Below are 16,950 nucleotides of genomic sequence, written 5' to 3'. Positions count from 1 at the left end.
AGCCGATGAGCGGCTGTCCTTTTCCTGTGTCGCCTTCGTTCGGTAGATGAAAACGCAAGCGCTTGCGAGCCTACAGCAGGGTACGGACGGCAGTTTTCGACCCGAAGCGGTCGCCTGCGCGACCAGTGTGGGCAGAATGACCGCTTGCCGGGTCCTCACGCGCATCTGCTGGTGTTGATAGTCCTGTACGCGGCCGTGTGTCCGCGAAGGCCTTCTTTCCTCGTTACAGATTGATGGGGACTTGCGCAAGCCAGGGGGAATGGCATGAAACGGGCACTCGTCCTAATCGGCGTGGCAAAGACCGGGAAGCTACCGCTGTTGAATGGCATCGAGAGATCGATCGATGCGATGGCGACGTGGGCGAGAACTCAGGGGATTGCCGACGACCACATCGTGCACATTACGGACAAGGGCGGGACGGTCGCCGTCACCGCAAGTCAGATCCTCGAGAGCATCGACACGCTGGCGAAGCTTGGCACCATCGGGCAGCTAATCGTCTATTTCTCAGGCCACGGCATCGTCAACGGCCGGGAGGAATATTGGCTGCTCACGCATGCGCCCCGCGACAGCAATGCGGCGGTGAACTTGGAGGGCAGTGCGGCGGCGGCATGCCATGGCGCATTCCCGCACGTTGTCTTGATCTCGGATGCGTGTCTTGCCGGGACACGGCAAAACGACCCTCATGATGGAGAAGCTGGTCGCCGAGTCCAAGAAAGGCGCACGGCCAATCTTTGCTGCCGGCATTGACGGTCTTGCGCCCGGTCTCGCTACCGTCCTCGAAGATCCGCGCAAGTGGAACGAGCATGATCCGGATGGCGAGCCTACGTGCGACTGTCATCAGAATGGCATCCTGCACGCGCACAAGGTGCCGGACGGTGCGTTGATCTTCGTCGATGAGGCGTGGAAGTGGTTTGGCCACCTGCACGACGCCACGCGCCAGCAGACGCCGAAGCACGTGCTTGATCTGGCCGAGCATCGCCATCGCGGCATCGACTTCGTGTGGACGTTTCAGCAGCCGAATCAGATCTATCCCTTCGCACGCGGCCTAATGGCGGATCACCACTTGGTCGTGCGTCGTTTCGGCTCCAAGTTCATCGACGTGTTCACCTGGTCCGAGTTGAACGAAGACGTCAAGTCAGCTGCTAAGCGTGACGCCGCGCAGCGTAAAACGCGCACGCTGCCGGAGGATTCGTGGACGCACTTCAAGTCTGCCGAGGTGCACACGATCAAGCCGCGCATTCCGTGGAAGCTGCTGCTTATCCCTGTCTGCTTGGTTCTTGCTGTCGGGCTTGGCTGGTACGCGTGGCATGCGTTGACACCAGAGTCGATGGCAGCGGAGGTGTCTGGTCTCAATAAGGGCGATGCGAAGTCGTCACTTCCGCAGGGGCGTTCAACGGCCACGCTCGGCGAAAAGGAGAAGGGACCTAAGTACGTCACTGCTGCTGACTACGCGAAAGCGCATTTGCCGCGTATCGGCATGATGCCGTGGACAGCACCGATTTATGATGATCGTGGCATCACCGCTGACCCGCAGCTGTTCTGCATGTCCAGCCGCGAGGGGCAGGGCGATGACGGCGAATGGAAGGGCAACACGTGCACGTGTCTCACAGAGCAGGGAACCGCGTACCAGCTAAGTCCCGGTGAGTGCCGCAACCTCGCGCGCTTTGGCCCCGCGCACAATCCGTACAAGGAACGTCGCGAAGAACAGCTGCAGCAGCCCGCGAATGGGGTGACGTCTCCGGTGGCCCCATCGGATACCGCACCGGGTAGTGTCATCGCGCGTAGGCCTGCTGCGGTGAATCAGGAAGGGAAGGATCTGACACCGGGGACCGCCCCATGATGACCAGCTTTGCCCGTGAGTGGCTGAAATGGTCGGCATTGGTCTTGATGACCGCCGACCACGTGAACAAGGTGCTGCTCGATGGCACCCAGCCGTGGATGACGGAAGCTGCCCGCGTGGTGTTTCCGATCTTCGCCGTCGTGCTGGTCTACAACGTCCTGCAGGGCGACCGCCAGACCGCACGCAGGGCGCTCAACCGGCTTCTGGTGGCCGCCGTGATTGCGCAGCCATTCCACGCGCTGGCGTTCGGCTACTGGCTGCCGTTGAACGTGCTGTTTACGCTGGCACTGGGCCTGCGCATCATTCACTCGCCTGTGCATGTCGGCGCACTGCTGTTCGCCTTCGGCGGCCTATTCGTGGACTATCAGTGGGCCGGCTTGGGCGTCATGGTCGCGACGGCGTGGATGCTGCGGCATCCTGGGCATTGGTCGGGTCCTGCGGCTCTTGGTGCGGCCGTAACGTCGCTGTACGTCATCAACGGCAATGCGTGGGCGCTGGCTGGTCTGGTACTGCTCTGGCTGCTCCGCAACGTGCCTGGCGAGTTCCCGCGCTCGCGCTGGGTGTTCCTCGGCTACTATGTGGGTCACCTGGTGCTGCTGAGTCTGATTCCGCTAGCGCTAACAGTATAGTGGCGTCAATGGGGCAAGAATCATGCCAGTTATCTGCCATTAAGGTATAGGTTAGGTTTTATTCAGAAACGCACCGTTGACCCGGGATGTTCTCCCAGCCGTTCTCCAGTCGCCTGAAAAGCAGCCCGTTGACGCACCGCAAGCGTCCCGTTGCTACGTCCTCCTGTCGTCGCTTGTATGCCGCCTCTATGGCCTGTGCTTGCGCTGCTGCGAGCGCTTGTCGTCTCTCACGCTCGGCGTACTGGTCTGCCGACGCTGCGGCCTGACGGATACGCGCTGCCTGGTCTTTTCGTTCGGCGCGCTGCTGTTCCCACGTTGATCGGGTGTCGCCGAGCAGTGCCAAGCCGCCCCATAGGGCAAGTGCCAGCACCAGGCCGATTCCGATGATCTGTAGGATGCCGGTGCGTTCTCGCGGTGCCGGCGGTCGTGGACGTTCCATGGTCACCCCCGGCGCGATGATACCCGGGGTGTAGGGGCAGCGCCCCTACGGTCAACGCCTCACACGCGGCCTAGATGCCTGCAAGCTGTGGCGAATCATGCTCACGCGCTCGTCCCGATCCGAAGGCCGATCCATCCCCTGGATAACCTCGCCGCGGCGCTCGGCCATCATGAAGGTCCATTCGCGAGCGATGTTGCAGGTCAGAGACCACCAGGCCATTTGTTCGGGGTAGAGCGTGAAGCCTTCGGGCGTCCACATGTGTCCTTGCTGAAAACCGAAACCGGCCCAAGGGCCGGTCAGTTCGTGTCGCTGCGTAGGGTCAATCAAGCCCATGCGTACGCCTCCGATCCGGTGGAACAGGGGTTACGAACCGGGCTCGGTAAACCTGTGACTGCGTTCTTATCCTCTTGCTCCATATGAAACAGTCACTTACAAGTTTTTGATGGCCGGAATTAGATCCTACATGACTGTAACAACGATACCAGTAAAGCTGTGACTATGCCGGGGCAAACAGCAAAGCTGTGACTTTCCCGATGCCCTGAATTCTCGGGGAAAACGATCAAGAATCTCTCCAAGTCATGCTTGGAGGAGTGTCTTGAGCGAGAAGGTGTTCGAGCAATACATACCTTGGGTGCACGATGCCTTGCTACCCGGAGAATCGACCTACGCCCTGCTTGACAAGCTGGGTTGGTTCGCGGGAAGAGGGCCTCTACAGCTAATGCGTGATCTTCGCATTACAGAAAAGAATTTGTATCCAGGCAAGCCTGAAAAAATCGACTACGCCAACGTCGTGGATGAATGGAGCAGCGAGGCGTATAGACACCTTTGGCCAATACTGCGCGGGAGACTGAAGGACTACTTCGATAAGTCCCGCTTTCTGACTCTGAACGACTATGTTCCTGCCGCATGGGAAGACGAACATCTGCGTTTTTGCAAGGAATGCATCGCGCTTGGCATGCATTTCACAGTCTGCCAGCTGAAGTTCATCGCGTTCTGTCCTTACCACAAACGACGACTTATCTCGCACTGCCTGGATTGCGGGGAGCAACTGGATTACAACGCCGCTTTGCTCCGCCCTGCATTTTGCTGCAATGCATGCGGCAGCTCTTTGTTGGCTGCCGATATGAGCGATATATGCGCGAATCAGCGCATCCGACGGGCGATTGCACACGCTCATCGAGATCTCATTGCGGCAATGGATGCTTGCGCGCCGATTACTTCAATGGTAACGAGTTGGATTGGCATGCAAGGTCGGTTTCCGGGTGTCAAGGAAGCTATGACCGAGATGTTAGAGCCCCAAAGACAGCGTTGCGAGGATCTTTCCCTTGTTCCTCGCTATGCCGCTATCAACGTCGCAATCAATCAGCACGGACTGCCATCAATACAGTCGATTTCGAGACCCCCGCGTAGCGACGAACCTTATTTGATCAATGGGGAGAATCAATATGCTATCCATAAGAGCGCCCAGTTGCGTTCGGGTGCGTGGCTGCTCCAGCGGTACTCCGATCATCAGGTGTGCATCGCCACCTCGCGAGAGGTGATCAAACGCAAGGGGGTGTCACAGTTTTCTTCTCGGATCGCATCCGAGCTCTGCTGCATAGGAAACGGGTTCGCCGTTTGGGAGAAGGGCTGTAATGACCGTGTATTTGAGAAGCTCCCTTACAAATTCTGGGATGCCTGGGGGCTGAAGAGCACGGCCGAGAGATCCTTCGGGTCTTACATCCTAGAGAAGGCGTGTCTGACCGGTGCCATCGCGACCTTCCTGAGAAGCGAGCAACAGGAACTGACAGGATGGCAAGCCAGTAAGTGGTCAACAACCTTTCAGAATTGGGAGCCAATCAGGAAGCAGGGGGCCAAGCCCGCGATACTTTGGCATGACCTGAGTGGCATCGACTTCTCCGAGGTGTGTGAAGCTTCAGATCTTAACGAGGCAGCACGATGGCAATGGGCTTCGGCTCACTGCGCGGAGCGCCATGAAGCACCGGACAATTCGGCGCTTGGAAGAATCCGCGTGGAGCATGAAGCCAAGTATCTTAAGATGGACTACGGAGCGCGCGAGCGTGCGGCGACCGCTATGCCGATCTTGCACGCGAGGATAAACGAGGCGAACGGGTGTCCCCGCCACCGCGGTAACCGCTAGACGACGTTGCATGGGTTCCGAGGGTATTGGCCGTCGTGATCAACAGCGACTTTTCATATTCACGCGAGATATCGCCGTGCGTCTTAAGCAACGCCAGTCGCAGCGTGAGCAACGCCGCCTCAACACTAGCCTTTGCGGGGGTATGTGAGGTCAAACCGTCCACTGTTACTTCTAGGGCGCCATCCTGATAGCGCTCCGGCAGGCGGTGTTCAATGCGCTCATACCATGCTTCGCCAGCCGCATACAGGCAGGCGCAGGCATCGAGCATGTTCTGGTTCCTCTCCACCAGGAAGGGCAGTGGCGAGAAGTCCTCCAATGCCGGCGCGAGGCTCGAAGGCGCGGATCGATCACCCCATACCGAGACATTGGCCACCGCATCGTGCAGGTGAGGATGAAGGTGCTCGGCCAGTCGCTGGCCATCTTCGAAGCCGCGTTCTTGCATCGAGGCAGTGAACGCAGCTACTGCGTTGTAAGCCAGTTCCCTTGCCGCCTCTTTCTCCCAGCGCCTTCGCCACGTGACCTCGTGCAGAAAAGCGAGGACGAAGAGCAGCGTACTGGGGGTGGCTGCCCTGATTAGCGCCCCGGTACAACGGTGCTCAAGGTCGGCGTATATCGCTGGATCCAGGTGCTTAACGGCGGCCATGATGCGCCCCGGCACAAGCATGAGCCCCCGCGTGTTGGTGTAGGCCAGCAGTTGCTCGCGTGAGTCCAACAATGAAGGCGGATCTGCCTGCATGTAGCGGTTGAAATCGCGTAGCAACCAGGCGCGTGAAGCCGGGACACGCTCGCATACCCGTTCGAGCAGGTTGAATTTCTTGGTTTTGTCCTTGATCTCTTTCCAATAGGCGCCGTCGGGCTTCTTGCCCGCGTGGTGGATCTCCTCGAAGACCCGAGGCGTTAGCCCCTCATAGATCACTTCCGTGAAGCCTTCACAGGGCAGAAGCAGGGTGCGATTCAACCACTCGACGTCGCAGTCCAACGACCTCAACAGGTATCGGGTCCAGACCCGGGCGCCCAACTGAGGAAAACCGCTAGCACAGTCCAGCACCATGATCGGGGCTCTTCGGGCGAGGATTGAAAATCAAACCACGGCCGGAAGTTCGATTTGACGACCTCCCGGACAGGTAGCCTGCACGCCAGTACCACAGGAATTAACAACTAGCTCATAAAAAAGAGCCCGCCACGGCAATGGTCGGACTCTTGAGGCCAGGTCGTTGGAGGACCTGTTGATGCCAAAGACACTATACACCCCTTCCCGCCGGGCGGGTCAAGGTCGTACCCGTTTGCCTGCCGCCGTCGGTCTGTGCGGGCGCGCCGATGGGTAAGACACCTGCGCAGCAGAAGCGCAGCCAGTACTTGGCCTCCGTGCGGGCCAGGGGAGCCAGCGGCAACAACCTGTGGTTCGTCAGCCCCCCACAGGACACGCAGTCGCTCCCGCTGACGCTATGTTCGGACATCGAGCTGGACACCTTCTTCTATCTGGAAGGCTCGCCGGACCTGACATCCATCGACTATGCCCCTCTGCGCCACGGGCAAGCGCCCTCACGGCCGGGGCGGCGGCACTTCGCGACCGTCACCACGCTGGAGGGAACCGAGCTCGATGTCGAACTGGCCCCTGAGGCCGACAAGGCATCGGTGGCGGGCCGGCGATTGATCAGCCTGGCGGTGCTCAACGCGGGCAAGGTGCGCATTCAAAGCTGGCGGGCGATCGTCCCCACGATCAACCGGTGCCGATCGCACTCCTTGGGCCCGGTAATCATTCGATGCCGGCATCTTCTGGAAGAACATGGCGAGCTTTCGGTTCGAGCACTGTGCCAGCAGCTGGCCACGGAGAGCACCGCGCTGGTGACTGGCGCGCTGGCCACGCTGCTGCGCGCACGCGAGATCCAAAGCGACGTGGACACCCACCTGTGGGGGCCGGGCACCGTATTGCGGCCACATCGTCATGGGTAAGCGCCTGACCCTGAAGACGACGCCCCGCGAGCGTTTGGTGCTCGACAGCTGGGCCATGCCGTCCCTCGAGGGCCTGGAGGCGGCGCAGCAGAAGCGTTTCCACTCACTCAAGGACGCCATTTTCGCCTATGTGGGCGGCGCTCCGATCACGCCCAAGCTGAAGGAGTTGTCGATCTGGAGAGAGGTGTTCTATCGCGCGTATGACAAGTGCGTCACCCCTGATGAGCGAGGCGCGCCAATCGGCTGGGTGGGTCTGTTGCCCTATCTGGAGATCCGGGCACGCCAGCGTCGGGCGCCCCTCCCGAAGCACCAAAGTAAAGGCCTGGCAGGAGCGCTGGGACAGCTCCTAAGCACAAACAGCGACATTGCCGCAGCGCTGGAGTCGTACTTGCTCTGCAATGCCAAACGAAAGCCCGGCGGTGAAGCTGGCATTCGCCACAAATCGGTCCACAGGGAATTCCTGCGCCTGTGCGAGGCCAAGGATCCGGACAAGCAGTCTTGGCCGTTTACCTCCCGCCGGCAGGGGGCAGGGGCCGTGCGGGAGTTCACCGAAGCCTTCCTCACAAAGCGCTATGACGAGATCGTGGCCACTCAGTATGGCGACAAGGCGGCGACCAAAGCCAAATCCGGCAACGGCCACGTCTCCCGACTGGTCGCCTGCATGCCGATGGACATCGTCGAGATGGACGAGCACGCCATCGGCTGCATCGGCACCGTCAGGATCGACACACCGGAAGGCTTCCGGTTCTTGGATGCAGGCCGCATGACGCTCCTGCTGCTGGTTGATCGCCACAAAGGCTGGATCATGGCCTTCAAGGTGATCTTCCGCGAAGCGGCCAACGCCGGCGATGCCATGGACGTGCTGCATGCGGGCATGGTCGGCGAGCCGGACTGGGCCCACCGGAATGGCGATCAGCTCGCCAAGCGCCCTTTGGTTGATCTGGATGACCGCTTCGGCTGGTGTGGGTTCAACTGCCTGCTGCTGGACAACGCACTCATCCATCTGGCCGACGAGCTGCTCTCGCGCGTCATGGCGCTAAGCGGATGCGCGGTGAACTTTGGTCCGGTCAAGACGCCGGCCAGACGCCAGTTGGTGGAGCGCGTCTTCAATGAACTGGAGCGGGCCGGCTTCAAACGGCTTCCGCAGACCACCGGTGCCGGTCCGCAGGACCCAAAGCGGCAGAAGGCCGAGGAAGCCGCACGGGCCTGCGTGATATCCGAGCGCGAGATCGTGGCCCTCGTGGCGGCTCTGGTGCACAAATTCAACGAGAAAGAGGGCAAAGCTAACTTGGCGGCCAGCCCTGCCCAGCGCATGCATGCGCTCATCTGCGGACCCGAACGCGATCAGTACCTGTTTCCGTTCCTACCTCCGCTGCGGGAAGGCGAGGCGGATCTGTCCAAGTCGATTCTCAGCGCGGACATTCGGGGCAACAAAGCCACCGGACGTCGCCCTTACTTTTCCTTTCTGGAGGTCGACTACACGAACCCGGCCGTGGCCAAGGATTGGAGTCTGCTGGATCAGCAGGTAGACCTTCATGTGGCGCGCACCAACGTCCGATTCGTTGACTCCTTCTACCGCGGGCGTCCCTTGGGTACCTGCCAGGCCGGCGGCCGCTGGCGCTGGAGCGATCACTCGATTGATCTGCGGCGCCACATCAATCAGCTGCTTCGTGAGGGCTACATCGAGAACGACAGGAACGACGATGTCGTGGCCGCCTTCCTGAAGAAGGTGGCAGATGACTACGCCAAGGCCAAGGGCAAATCCAAGCCCGCCAAGACAGCCGTGCGACAGGTGGGCGATCACAACGCCCGTCGCGATGTGCCCGATGACGTCGCCACCACCACCGCGCAGGTGCAAAAGGCCGAGGTCGCGGTGACTGAGCTACTGGATCGAGCCAGCGAATCAACAAGTTCCCACTACATGCAGTGGGATGACATTGGTGCCTTCAACGGAGATCGTTATGACTACTGAGGAAATTCTGCGTTTGCGTGATCAGATTTGGGATGAGCATCCGCTGATCATTGAGCGGGCGGTGCTGCCCACCCTGGCGGCCAAGGATGTCCTGGGCCGTGTCTGGGCGCTGGGCCGCAAGGGCAGGGGCTCCATTGCCTTCTTCGCCCAGCCTCTGTCGGGCAAGAGCTCCTGTGCCGAGCTGCTGCTGGTGGAGATGAAGCGAAAGAAGCCCGGCTGCGGCGTGCTGATCTTCGAGGTGGTCGAAGACACCAATCCGGCCGAAGGACGATTGCTCGCGGAAATCCTCAATCAGATCGATTACGCACCCAAGATCCTACGTGACCTGGCCGGCAAGCGTACGCAGGTGCATCGCGCGCTATTGGCGCTGTCAGGAGAAGCCCGCCACCTGTTTCTGATCTTCGATGAGGCCCAGGAGCTGAGCTGTGACGAGTTCGCCTGGCTCAAGTCGGTGATCAATCGCCTGGTGCGCGACCGCGTCAAGGTGACGGTGGTGCTGTTCGGGCAGGTGGAGCTCAAGGAGAAGCGTCAACAACTCAAAGGCGCACGCTCGGATCTGGAGAAACGTTTCATGTCCACCCTCAATGAGCTTAAGGGCATCCAGAATGCGGGCGAGCTTAAAGCCGTCTTGGCCGCTGTTGACGACAGCTCCGAGTTCCCCGCCGGCTCGGGTCTGACTTACATGCAGTTGCTCATGCCCAGGTTCTATGAGAGCGGGGGGCGGCTGCAGGCGCACTGTGACCCGATCTGGCAGCAGCTGAAGAAAAGGCGCCTGCCGGGGGTGGGCACGGTGGTGGCCATGTCCAGTGTGGCCGGGTACTTGGCTAATCTCTTCATTCTGCTGCGCAAATTGGACAGCGACGAGTTGAAGATCACTGCAGAGGTGTTGCAGAGCGTCCCTAGTGAGTAAACCACTACTCACCGGGACCTGGGTACCTAGTTTTCCCGATCACTGGAAGCACTCATTGTTCGGGACGCTATTCTCGATCGCGCGCTTCAACCTGTGCAGCGCCTTGGAAATCGCACGGATCGTGGATGCACTCGCGGCGTCGGAACTGGCTCATCTCAAGCCACCGTCGGTCATTCACCTGACCGTGTTCATGCGATGGGCAGCACGTATTGACTCTGACATTCACCGGCTGGAGAGCGAATTCCTGATACAGGTCCTGGCGCGTGCGCGGCAGGACCTGGACGAGGTCCCGGCAGAATGGCTACTGGCGGCTCTTCGTTGGTGTCCGCAGTGCGCCAAGACGGAAACACACCTCATCGCGCATCAGCACAGGGCAATACATCATTGCCCTGTGCACGAAGTGCCGCTGCGTGGGTTCTGCGATTACTGTGGCATGGAGCGTCGCTATCGCATCGTTCGTGGCACTAGGTTCTTGTACTGCTGCCGATGCATGAAGTGGGCTGGATACCGATACTGGGAGAAAGATAAGACCGTCAGCCTGCTTGCGACGCGAGGGATCGCCGGGCAACGGCAGATCGCTCAGGCCGTCCTGATCGCAGGTCTTCCTAACGACGATGATCCCCTGCACGCGTGCGGCATCAGTCCCCAGGACCTGCGGTGCTTGTATGCCGAGGGCTATCTGGATCCTCGGCAGCGGTCTGCGCAAAGTCAGGTGCTGGATCGCTATTTTCGCTTCCTCTCACCGCCGTATGCCGAGTCCGCTGCGCCGGTCAGCCATCTTGAAGGCGTGCACCGCGTCCTTAAGCGGGTACGTCTACTGGCGATGATGACCGGCCACGACTGTCTTGATGAGCCGCCGGGTGATCAGGCAAACGATGATCTACGCTGTCCCTGCCAGGTGGGCTTTCAGCTCTGGGCGTGGCGTGCTCACGAGGACCTGTTCGCCAGGCAAGGTCCTTCCACCAAGCTGAATGCGGAACAGTTTGAAAGCGCCCATCTCGGCTTATGTCTGTCGGTGGCCTGGTTTGCCCACACACAATTGGAGACGACCGGCGATCAGGATGCTTACCGAATGCTACTGCGATTTCTCGAGCCAAAGGTGTTGCGAGTGAACGGCAGCGAGGATCGCGCCGAGAAGGATGCGGCCGAAGTCGGATTGCTCTGCCACCAACATCAATGGTCCGCCATACGATGCCTGCGACCTAATCAACGGGTGGCGCGCATCGTGCGAAAGCTGGCCCGCCTCGATAGAGGTGCGGCTCGGGGACACGGCAGCGATACGATCGAAGATGTCGCGTGGATCATGTCCATGGCGGCTCTACGGCCAGCCTGACCCGCACGGATTCGCACTCCATTGTTAAATACTCCGCCGCCCAGATTATGAAGGCTTTCTGGGATGTCCCGGTCGAGGCGAGCTCACCCAGCCCGGCCGAAGAGAACATTTCCAACACATGCGCTTTTGTGTCCCATACCTTTCATGGGACAGCCATCCGGTGCCGCCACGTATGCGGGCAGGTGACCCGCATGGGCGAACGCTCGGCTGCGCTGGGAGGGCGCTCGCTTCCCCACGCACAGCACGATGCGTTGGCCGATGCCCGTTGGATCATGGTTCAACTTGGGACATAGGCACGCCGGTAGCGCTTGAATGCTCGCCGTACTGCTACCGCGTCAGCCCAGCTCCGTATTGCTGACGGGCATGCCGCGGTGCGGCGTGGTGATGAGCGAACTCAGGTCGAACCCCTTCTCGCGGGCCGTACCCAGATACTCGTCCCTGACCGAGGCCGAGACCACCGCTTCACGGGCCAGCAGCCACAGATACTTGCGGTCGGGCGAGCCCACCAAGGCGTAGCGATAGTCCTCATCCAGACGAAGGATCCAGTAGTCTCCCTTGGTAAACGGAATCCATTTCAGCCCATCGGGCATGAAGGAGACTTCCAGTTTGGCCCCGTGCGAACCGTCGACCACGGTGGCCTCACCGATCGACTGATGCGCCTTGCCATCCCCGTCCCGCGCACGGTTGTCTACCCTCACGTTGCCGTCTTCATTCAAGGAGTAGGTCGCAGTGATGTCCGTGTAATCCTCCGGCTCATGACGCATCGGCAAGCGGGCGATTTCATACCAGGTTCCGATATAGCGATTCAAATCCACCAGGGTCACGGTAGAGGGCTCATTGGAATGCGTCATGGCGGAATCACCGGGCTAGGGAAGATGTACGCGAGGCTAGAGGGCGGGCCGTGAAGGCGCCGTTTCAGCCCGGCTAGTCGTCCTCCCACGCCTCATCCTCGTCCTGGTCGGCGAGCGGCGTGTCATCGGGCATGACAGGCTCGAGCAGGGTGTAATCGTCCGCCTCGGGTTTGGCAATCGCGCGGCTGACGGTATAGCTCTCCAGCGTAGGGACCAGCCCATGTCGCAGCAGCGATCGCGGCGTAGAGATAGAGCCGCTGAGCCAGCGCATCGCCGCTTTGCCCTCCAGGAAGATCGGCCCGTCCGGCGTCAGGGGAGCAGGAATGCTTGCATTGGGCGCGGTCAGTATCGCGAATGAATGCAGCACGCCTTCCTCGCCCTCCCAGCGCTCCCAGAGCCCAGCGGACAGCAAGGCATTGCCGTCAGCGCGCTGGATGAAGTGAGGCCACGGCGGTTTTCGCTGCCGATCCCATTTGTAGTAGCCACTCAGGGGCACCAGGCAATGTCGCTGCTTCCATGCATCGGCAAAGATGCGACTGCGCGGGGCGCGCTCCAGCCGTGCGGTCACGGTGGTGTAGCGGGTGAAAGGTGTCTTGGACCAGCGTGGGACCAGGCCCCAGACCATGTCAGCCACCACGATCATCCGGCCCTCGGCCATGGCCACCACCTGCGCCGGTTTGCCTTTGCCCACGTTGTAGCGATCAGGTCCAGCCACCAGCGCATGCTCGATGGCCTGCGGAAGGTCTCCGTCAAGCTGGTCCGGCTGGGCAATGGCCTGGGCGAATCGTCGCATGCCCGCAGGCTAGCGTTGGCTTGGTGAGCTTGGGGTCTAGGCGGGGCATCTGCGTTCACCTTATGCGCATGCCTAGGCACTTACGGTCAGGCTTTCCGACTGCGAGATCGCCGCCTTGAAGCACAAGCCGCTTAACGAGCAGGTCATCGTCATCACCGGCGCCTCCAGCGGCATAGGCTTGTGCACGGCCTTGCTCGCCGCCGAGCGCGGGGCGCAGGTTGTCCTGCTTGCCCGAAGCGGCCAGACGCTGGATGAAATCGTCCAGGCCATTGCAGTGGAAGGGGGCAGGGCGCATGCGATGACGGTCGATGTGTCTGACCGGGAAGCATTGCAGCGAACCCTGATCGAGATTCTCACCTTGCACGGCCGCATCGACACGTGGGTCAACAATGCCGGCGTGGCGATCTACGGCAAGCTGGACCAGGTCACCGAGGCTGACAGCAAGCGACTGTTCGAGATCAATTTCTGGGGCGTGGTGAACGGCTCAGTGTTGGCGCTGCCGGCTCTGCAGTCTGCCCAAGGCACGCTGATCAATGTAGGCAGTGAGGTCTCCGAAGCGGTGGTGCCGCTGCAGGGGATGTATTCGGCCTCCAAGCACGCCGTCAAAGGTTTCACCGATGCGCTGCGCGTGGAGTACGAGCACGTCGATGAGGCGCCGGTGTCCATCGTGCTCATCCAGCCCACTGCGGTGAACACCCCGTATCCGCAACACGCCCGCAATTACCTGCCCAGCGAGCCCAAGCTGCCCAGTCCGTTGATCGATCCGCACCGCGTGGCCGAGGCCATCCTGGAGGCGGCGGTGGAGGGCGGGCGCAACATCAAGGTAGGCGCCATGGCCCACCTCAATACGGCCACCAGCAACGTGCTGCCGGCCTTGGCCGATCGGATGTCGGCCTTGCAGGCCAAGCGCCAGCAACACGATCAGGCCCCACGCGATCCGGATGGCACCCTGTTCAAGGCCGGCCACAGCGGCCGGGTTTATGGTGTATCCAAGGATGGTGAGATCCTGGAGACCACGGCCGATCCGCGCTCACAGGGCTAAGTCGCCAGTGGAGGCGTCAGCCGGTGCGCTCGGCGATACCGCGCACGCTGAGCTCGCTCGTAATGGCCTGCTCCATCGTGGTGCGATCATCGCCTTGCATGCCACGCAGCAGCGGCTCACTGGCATGGTCGATCGCTCGCCAGAACACCAACGCATCCTCGGTGGCATCGGGCAGCTCTTCAAGCGCGGCCAGGAAGGTATCCCACGCCGGCCCGCCCAGTCGCTGCTGGGCGGCGGTACCACGATCGATCCCTAGCAACTGTGCCAAGGCCTGAAGCCGTTCGTAGACCTCCGGCTGCAGAGCCGTGGGCGATTCTTCATACACCTGCGCCCACAACCGCTCCAGAAAATGGTGCGGGTCTTCGGTGAGTGAGCCCGTGCGAATGGCGTGTTCGGCCTCGGACAGGCTGGCGGTGATCTGATCGTGGCTCAACATGGCAGCGCTCGGAGTAGGGTGAGTGTGCTCAATCGGGCATGAAGCGCTTGGGCGGTCGGGAGACGTGGCGGTGGTGCGGGACGTGCCACCGCCACAGATGCGTGGTGGCCTTGGATATCCCGATGCGCGGCGTACTGGCGGGGTGCCTTGGTGGCGGCGTGCCGTCATCGCCCACCCAGACGCCCCGATCACGGGTCACCAGATCGGCGCCGTTGAGCTCCAAGGTGATGCCAAGTCCCTGCGCCAAGCGACCGGGCCCACTTCCAAGTTCTCGATCTTGACGGGGGTGCCCGCGGGCATCCCGGATCGCCTCCACGCGCTGCACCGGCTCGATAGCCCGCAACAACACGCCATACCCTTCGCCTATCTCACCGCACACGGTATTGGCGCACAGGTGGATGCCATAGCTTAGGTACACGTAGAGGTGGCCGGCCGGGCCGAACATGGTGGCGTTGCGCACGGTCTTGCCGCGGTAGGTATGGGCCGCGGGATCTTCAGCGCCGCAATAGGCCTCCACTTCCACGATCCTGCCGGCGCGCCCGTCCGGGGCAACGATGATTTTGTTGAGCAGTTCAGGGGCCACCACGCGCGGATCGCGCCGGTAAAACGAGCGTGGCAGGGCTTTCACGGACCGCGCTCAGCCCGTCTGCAGGTTGGCAAGCCTGTGGGCGGTAAGCCGCTGGGCGATAGCGCGCACCAGCGCACCTTGTCGACAGTGCGCCCATCGCATGACCCACGCCTTGCCCTCTTCGGCCGAGGGCACGGCGATGCGGGAGGGCGGTTCCCCATCGTGCATCAGGGTTCGCACGACCCATGCATTGCCGGTGGCCTCGACCTGCGCCAAGGGAATCTCCTGCAGGCGCAAGACCAGCCGGTTGGCTTCCTCGTGCCAGGAGAACTCGGGTGACAGCGGTTTGTGGCTGGCCATGGGGGCTCCTGCGACGCTGGGGCCGACGCTAGGTGGGAGTGCGTCAAATCCACGTCAATCACCTTTCGCATGGGGGCAGGGAAGGCGGCTGCGCAGACCGGTACAGGCCTTGCATCGGCTTCCTCCATCCCTCTTAATTTCGCCTCCGTGCGTTCTCAGATCCCTTCCACTGCTGGATGGCTGGTGCTGCTGGGGATCGCCCTGCTGGCACATGCGCTATTGGCCGTGAGCTACCCGCAGCAGGTGTGGGTTACCCCGCTAGGGGCTTGCCTGCCGTTGGGGGTGGTGCTGTCGTACTGCCTGGGACAGGCCACGGGCGCCAGCGGTGTACTCCGGGTGCGCTGGGGGTTGCTGGCCGTGGGCACCGGGTTGTGGATGCTGGGGTGGAGTATGAGCGCCTACAGCCAGCTGACCGGGGCCGACACCTCCGTCGTGCTGCCCTACCTGATGGTGTTCGCGCTGCGCGCGATCCCCTGGTTGCTGGCCATCGTGCTGACCAGCAATCGCAAGATCCTGGCGCATACGCGCCGGTTCGATATCGCCCAGTCCGCGCTGCTGACTCTGGCAGTATGCCTGCTCTACTTCCCGCAAATTGCCGGCGGCGCCACCTTTACGATCCCGCTGACCGGCGCGCACCAGTACACCTACCACGAGCTGGTGAACGTCATCATCGCCGCGGTGGCGGTGGCCTTCGTGCCGGTGCAGCCGACGATGAGCGAGCGGCATTTTGCGATCGGGCTGGCGGCCATGCTGGTCAGCTACGCCGTCTCGGCCTTGGTGGTCAATCACCTGATCATCGGCGGGATCGCGCCGCCGCCAGGCTCGCCGTGGTTCCTGCTGATCGATGTGGCCGCCGCGGTCTTCATGGTGCACCAGATGGTGTTGGCGCAAGGCACTCCCACCTCGGACACACTGCCGGTCAACGGGTTTCGTAGCATCGTGGTGCTGCTGGTCCCCGCCGTATCTCCCTTGGCCATCATCCTGATCAGCATCGCCTTGGCGGACTACCATGCGGTGCTGGCCGGCTCGATTGCCTGCGCAGCGCTGGGTCTGTATGTGGCCCGCTCGGTCCTGACCCAGCACGCCTTTCAACGCGCAAAGCGGGAACTGGAAGCGGCGCACGCGCACATGCGCTGGTTGGCCGAGCGTGATCCGTTGACCGGCTTGCCGAACCGTCGCCAGCTGACCCAAGCCTTGAATGCGCAGTGGGATGAGCATGTAAAAGCCGAAGCGCCGGTGAGCGTCATGTTCATCGACATCGATCACTTCAAGCTCTACAACGATACCTTCGGGCACGCGGCCGGCGATGAGTGCCTGGCCCGGGTGGCAGCGCTGCTGCAACAGGCCGTGGGCACGATGCCCCAAGCCTTGGTGGCACGCTACGGTGGGGAAGAGTTCGTGATCGTACTGCCGCACACGTCGCTGGCCTTGGCCCATCGTCACGCAGAACACGTTCGTGAGGTGGTCAGGCACGCCGGTATCGCCCACATGGCCACGGCCAGTGGCAGGTTGAGCATCAGCATCGGTATCGCCTCGGCCTTTCCGGCCAGCGAGGACCCCTATCCGGCCGGGTTGCTAGAGAACGCGGACGCGGCGCTCTATGCGGCCAAGAAGCGGGGGCGGGATCAGGTCAACAGCCAGGGCCTGGATGGCAACCTGATCACGTCGGAGCAATCCGTCTAAG

Annotated in this window: 18 protein-coding genes; 10 read left to right on the top strand and 8 right to left on the bottom strand. The window is 61.6% G+C overall.

The window, feature by feature from the left end:
- Positions 1 to 264: 264 nt before the first annotated feature.
- The 3 genes from AC04MD_RS19185 to AC04MD_RS19175 are packed head-to-tail and all read left to right on the top strand — an operon-like array spanning position 265 to position 2,469.
- Positions 265 to 747, top strand: coding sequence for a hypothetical protein (locus AC04MD_RS19185; RefSeq protein WP_475498803.1), 483 nt, complete (start codon positions 265 to 267; stop codon positions 745 to 747).
- Entirely contained in the window at positions 686 to 1,840 is a 1,155-nt protein-coding gene (locus tag AC04MD_RS19180; RefSeq protein ID WP_475498802.1) for a zonular occludens toxin domain-containing protein, read from the top strand. The genes AC04MD_RS19185 and AC04MD_RS19180 overlap by 62 nt, the downstream gene beginning before the upstream one ends.
- Entirely contained in the window at positions 1,837 to 2,469 is a 633-nt protein-coding gene (locus AC04MD_RS19175) for a TraX family protein (protein WP_475498801.1), read from the top strand. Before AC04MD_RS19180 ends, AC04MD_RS19175 begins: the two co-directional genes overlap by 4 nt.
- A gap of 58 nt (positions 2,470 to 2,527) precedes the next feature.
- Here the strand turns inward: AC04MD_RS19175 and AC04MD_RS19170 are convergent, their stop codons facing one another.
- Together AC04MD_RS19170 and AC04MD_RS19165 are read right to left on the bottom strand one after the other, a co-directional pair.
- Positions 2,528 to 2,908, bottom strand: a complete 381-nt coding sequence (locus tag AC04MD_RS19170; RefSeq protein WP_475498800.1) for a hypothetical protein — start codon at positions 2,906 to 2,908, stop codon at positions 2,528 to 2,530.
- A gap of 51 nt (positions 2,909 to 2,959) precedes the next feature.
- Positions 2,960 to 3,241, bottom strand: a complete 282-nt coding sequence (locus AC04MD_RS19165; RefSeq protein ID WP_475498799.1) for a DUF3653 domain-containing protein — start codon at positions 3,239 to 3,241, stop codon at positions 2,960 to 2,962.
- Positions 3,242 to 3,503: 262 nt separating this feature from the next.
- Between AC04MD_RS19165 and AC04MD_RS19160 the strand changes: the two genes are divergently transcribed.
- The gene (locus AC04MD_RS19160) at positions 3,504 to 5,048 is read left to right on the top strand and encodes a hypothetical protein (protein ID WP_475498798.1); all 1,545 of its coding nucleotides are present in this window, start codon (positions 3,504 to 3,506) and stop codon (positions 5,046 to 5,048) included.
- Here the strand turns inward: AC04MD_RS19160 and AC04MD_RS19155 are convergent.
- Positions 4,981 to 6,006, bottom strand: coding sequence for a hypothetical protein (locus AC04MD_RS19155; RefSeq protein WP_475498797.1), 1,026 nt, complete (start codon positions 6,004 to 6,006; stop codon positions 4,981 to 4,983). The genes AC04MD_RS19160 and AC04MD_RS19155 overlap by 68 nt on opposite strands.
- A gap of 359 nt (positions 6,007 to 6,365) precedes the next feature.
- Here AC04MD_RS19155 and AC04MD_RS19150 point away from each other — a divergent pair, with 359 nt between their 5' ends.
- The 4 genes from AC04MD_RS19150 to AC04MD_RS19135 are packed head-to-tail and all read left to right on the top strand — an operon-like array spanning position 6,366 to position 11,216.
- Positions 6,366 to 7,001, top strand: a complete 636-nt coding sequence (locus AC04MD_RS19150) for a hypothetical protein (RefSeq protein ID WP_475498796.1) — start codon at positions 6,366 to 6,368, stop codon at positions 6,999 to 7,001.
- Positions 6,994 to 8,973, top strand: coding sequence for a hypothetical protein (locus AC04MD_RS19145; RefSeq protein ID WP_475498795.1), 1,980 nt, complete (start codon positions 6,994 to 6,996; stop codon positions 8,971 to 8,973). The genes AC04MD_RS19150 and AC04MD_RS19145 overlap by 8 nt, the downstream gene beginning before the upstream one ends.
- Entirely contained in the window at positions 8,963 to 9,883 is a 921-nt protein-coding gene (locus AC04MD_RS19140; protein WP_475498794.1) for an ATP-binding protein, read from the top strand. The genes AC04MD_RS19145 and AC04MD_RS19140 overlap by 11 nt, the downstream gene beginning before the upstream one ends.
- A 55-nt stretch (positions 9,884 to 9,938) precedes the next feature.
- On the top strand, positions 9,939 to 11,216 hold the full coding sequence (locus tag AC04MD_RS19135) for a hypothetical protein (RefSeq protein ID WP_475498793.1): 1,278 nt from the start codon (positions 9,939 to 9,941) through the stop codon (positions 11,214 to 11,216).
- 335 nt (positions 11,217 to 11,551) lie between these two features.
- Here the strand turns inward: AC04MD_RS19135 and AC04MD_RS19130 are convergent, their stop codons facing one another.
- Positions 11,552 to 12,067 carry a lipocalin family protein gene (locus tag AC04MD_RS19130; RefSeq protein ID WP_475498792.1) on the bottom strand — a complete coding sequence of 172 codons (516 nt, stop codon included), beginning with the start codon at positions 12,065 to 12,067 and terminating at the stop codon, positions 11,552 to 11,554.
- Positions 12,068 to 12,140: 73 nt separating this feature from the next.
- On the bottom strand, positions 12,141 to 12,860 hold the full coding sequence (locus AC04MD_RS19125; protein ID WP_475498791.1) for an SOS response-associated peptidase: 720 nt from the start codon (positions 12,858 to 12,860) through the stop codon (positions 12,141 to 12,143).
- Between the two features lie 115 nt (positions 12,861 to 12,975).
- Between AC04MD_RS19125 and AC04MD_RS19120 the strand changes: the two genes are divergently transcribed.
- A complete protein-coding gene (locus AC04MD_RS19120; RefSeq protein ID WP_475498790.1) occupies positions 12,976 to 13,902 on the top strand; it encodes an SDR family oxidoreductase in 927 nt (308 codons plus the stop codon).
- Between the two features lie 16 nt (positions 13,903 to 13,918).
- Here AC04MD_RS19120 and AC04MD_RS19115 read toward each other — a convergent pair whose 3' ends face one another.
- From AC04MD_RS19115 to AC04MD_RS19105, 3 genes are read right to left on the bottom strand one after another with little or no spacing between them, the layout of a single operon-like run.
- Positions 13,919 to 14,338 carry a hypothetical protein gene (locus AC04MD_RS19115; protein WP_475498789.1) on the bottom strand — a complete coding sequence of 140 codons (420 nt, stop codon included), beginning with the start codon at positions 14,336 to 14,338 and terminating at the stop codon, positions 13,919 to 13,921.
- A gap of 28 nt (positions 14,339 to 14,366) precedes the next feature.
- Positions 14,367 to 14,966: a DNA-3-methyladenine glycosylase gene (locus AC04MD_RS19110; protein WP_475498788.1), complete on the bottom strand. Its 600-nt coding sequence runs from the start codon at positions 14,964 to 14,966 to the stop codon at positions 14,367 to 14,369.
- Positions 14,967 to 14,975: 9 nt separating this feature from the next.
- Complete coding sequence (locus tag AC04MD_RS19105; RefSeq protein WP_475498787.1) at positions 14,976 to 15,266, bottom strand: hypothetical protein; 291 nt, start codon at positions 15,264 to 15,266, stop codon at positions 14,976 to 14,978.
- A gap of 183 nt (positions 15,267 to 15,449) precedes the next feature.
- On the opposite strand from AC04MD_RS19105, the gene AC04MD_RS19100 reads away from it, so the two are divergent.
- Positions 15,450 to 16,949: a GGDEF domain-containing protein gene (locus AC04MD_RS19100; RefSeq protein WP_475498786.1), complete on the top strand. Its 1,500-nt coding sequence runs from the start codon at positions 15,450 to 15,452 to the stop codon at positions 16,947 to 16,949.
- Position 16,950: the final 1 nt, after the last annotated feature.

This window comes from Pseudoxanthomonas sp. LjRoot206, from assembly GCF_056175725.1.
This window is presented reverse-complemented; position numbering and strand designations above follow the sequence as displayed.

Coding starts and splice junctions, on each gene's coding strand:
- AC04MD_RS19185 (WP_475498803.1), top strand. CDS start 265: ATGAAACGGGCACTCGTCCTAATCGGCGTGGCAAAGACCGGGAAGCTA.
- AC04MD_RS19180 (WP_475498802.1), top strand. CDS start 686: ATGGAGAAGCTGGTCGCCGAGTCCAAGAAAGGCGCACGGCCAATCTTT.
- AC04MD_RS19175 (WP_475498801.1), top strand. CDS start 1,837: ATGATGACCAGCTTTGCCCGTGAGTGGCTGAAATGGTCGGCATTGGTC.
- AC04MD_RS19170 (WP_475498800.1), bottom strand. CDS start 2,908: ATGGAACGTCCACGACCGCCGGCACCGCGAGAACGCACCGGCATCCTA.
- AC04MD_RS19165 (WP_475498799.1), bottom strand. CDS start 3,241: ATGGGCTTGATTGACCCTACGCAGCGACACGAACTGACCGGCCCTTGG.
- AC04MD_RS19150 (WP_475498796.1), top strand. CDS start 6,366: ATGGGTAAGACACCTGCGCAGCAGAAGCGCAGCCAGTACTTGGCCTCC.
- AC04MD_RS19145 (WP_475498795.1), top strand. CDS start 6,994: ATGGGTAAGCGCCTGACCCTGAAGACGACGCCCCGCGAGCGTTTGGTG.
- AC04MD_RS19140 (WP_475498794.1), top strand. CDS start 8,963: ATGACTACTGAGGAAATTCTGCGTTTGCGTGATCAGATTTGGGATGAG.
- AC04MD_RS19130 (WP_475498792.1), bottom strand. CDS start 12,067: ATGACGCATTCCAATGAGCCCTCTACCGTGACCCTGGTGGATTTGAAT.
- AC04MD_RS19125 (WP_475498791.1), bottom strand. CDS start 12,860: ATGCGACGATTCGCCCAGGCCATTGCCCAGCCGGACCAGCTTGACGGA.
- AC04MD_RS19115 (WP_475498789.1), bottom strand. CDS start 14,338: ATGTTGAGCCACGATCAGATCACCGCCAGCCTGTCCGAGGCCGAACAC.
- AC04MD_RS19105 (WP_475498787.1), bottom strand. CDS start 15,266: ATGGCCAGCCACAAACCGCTGTCACCCGAGTTCTCCTGGCACGAGGAA.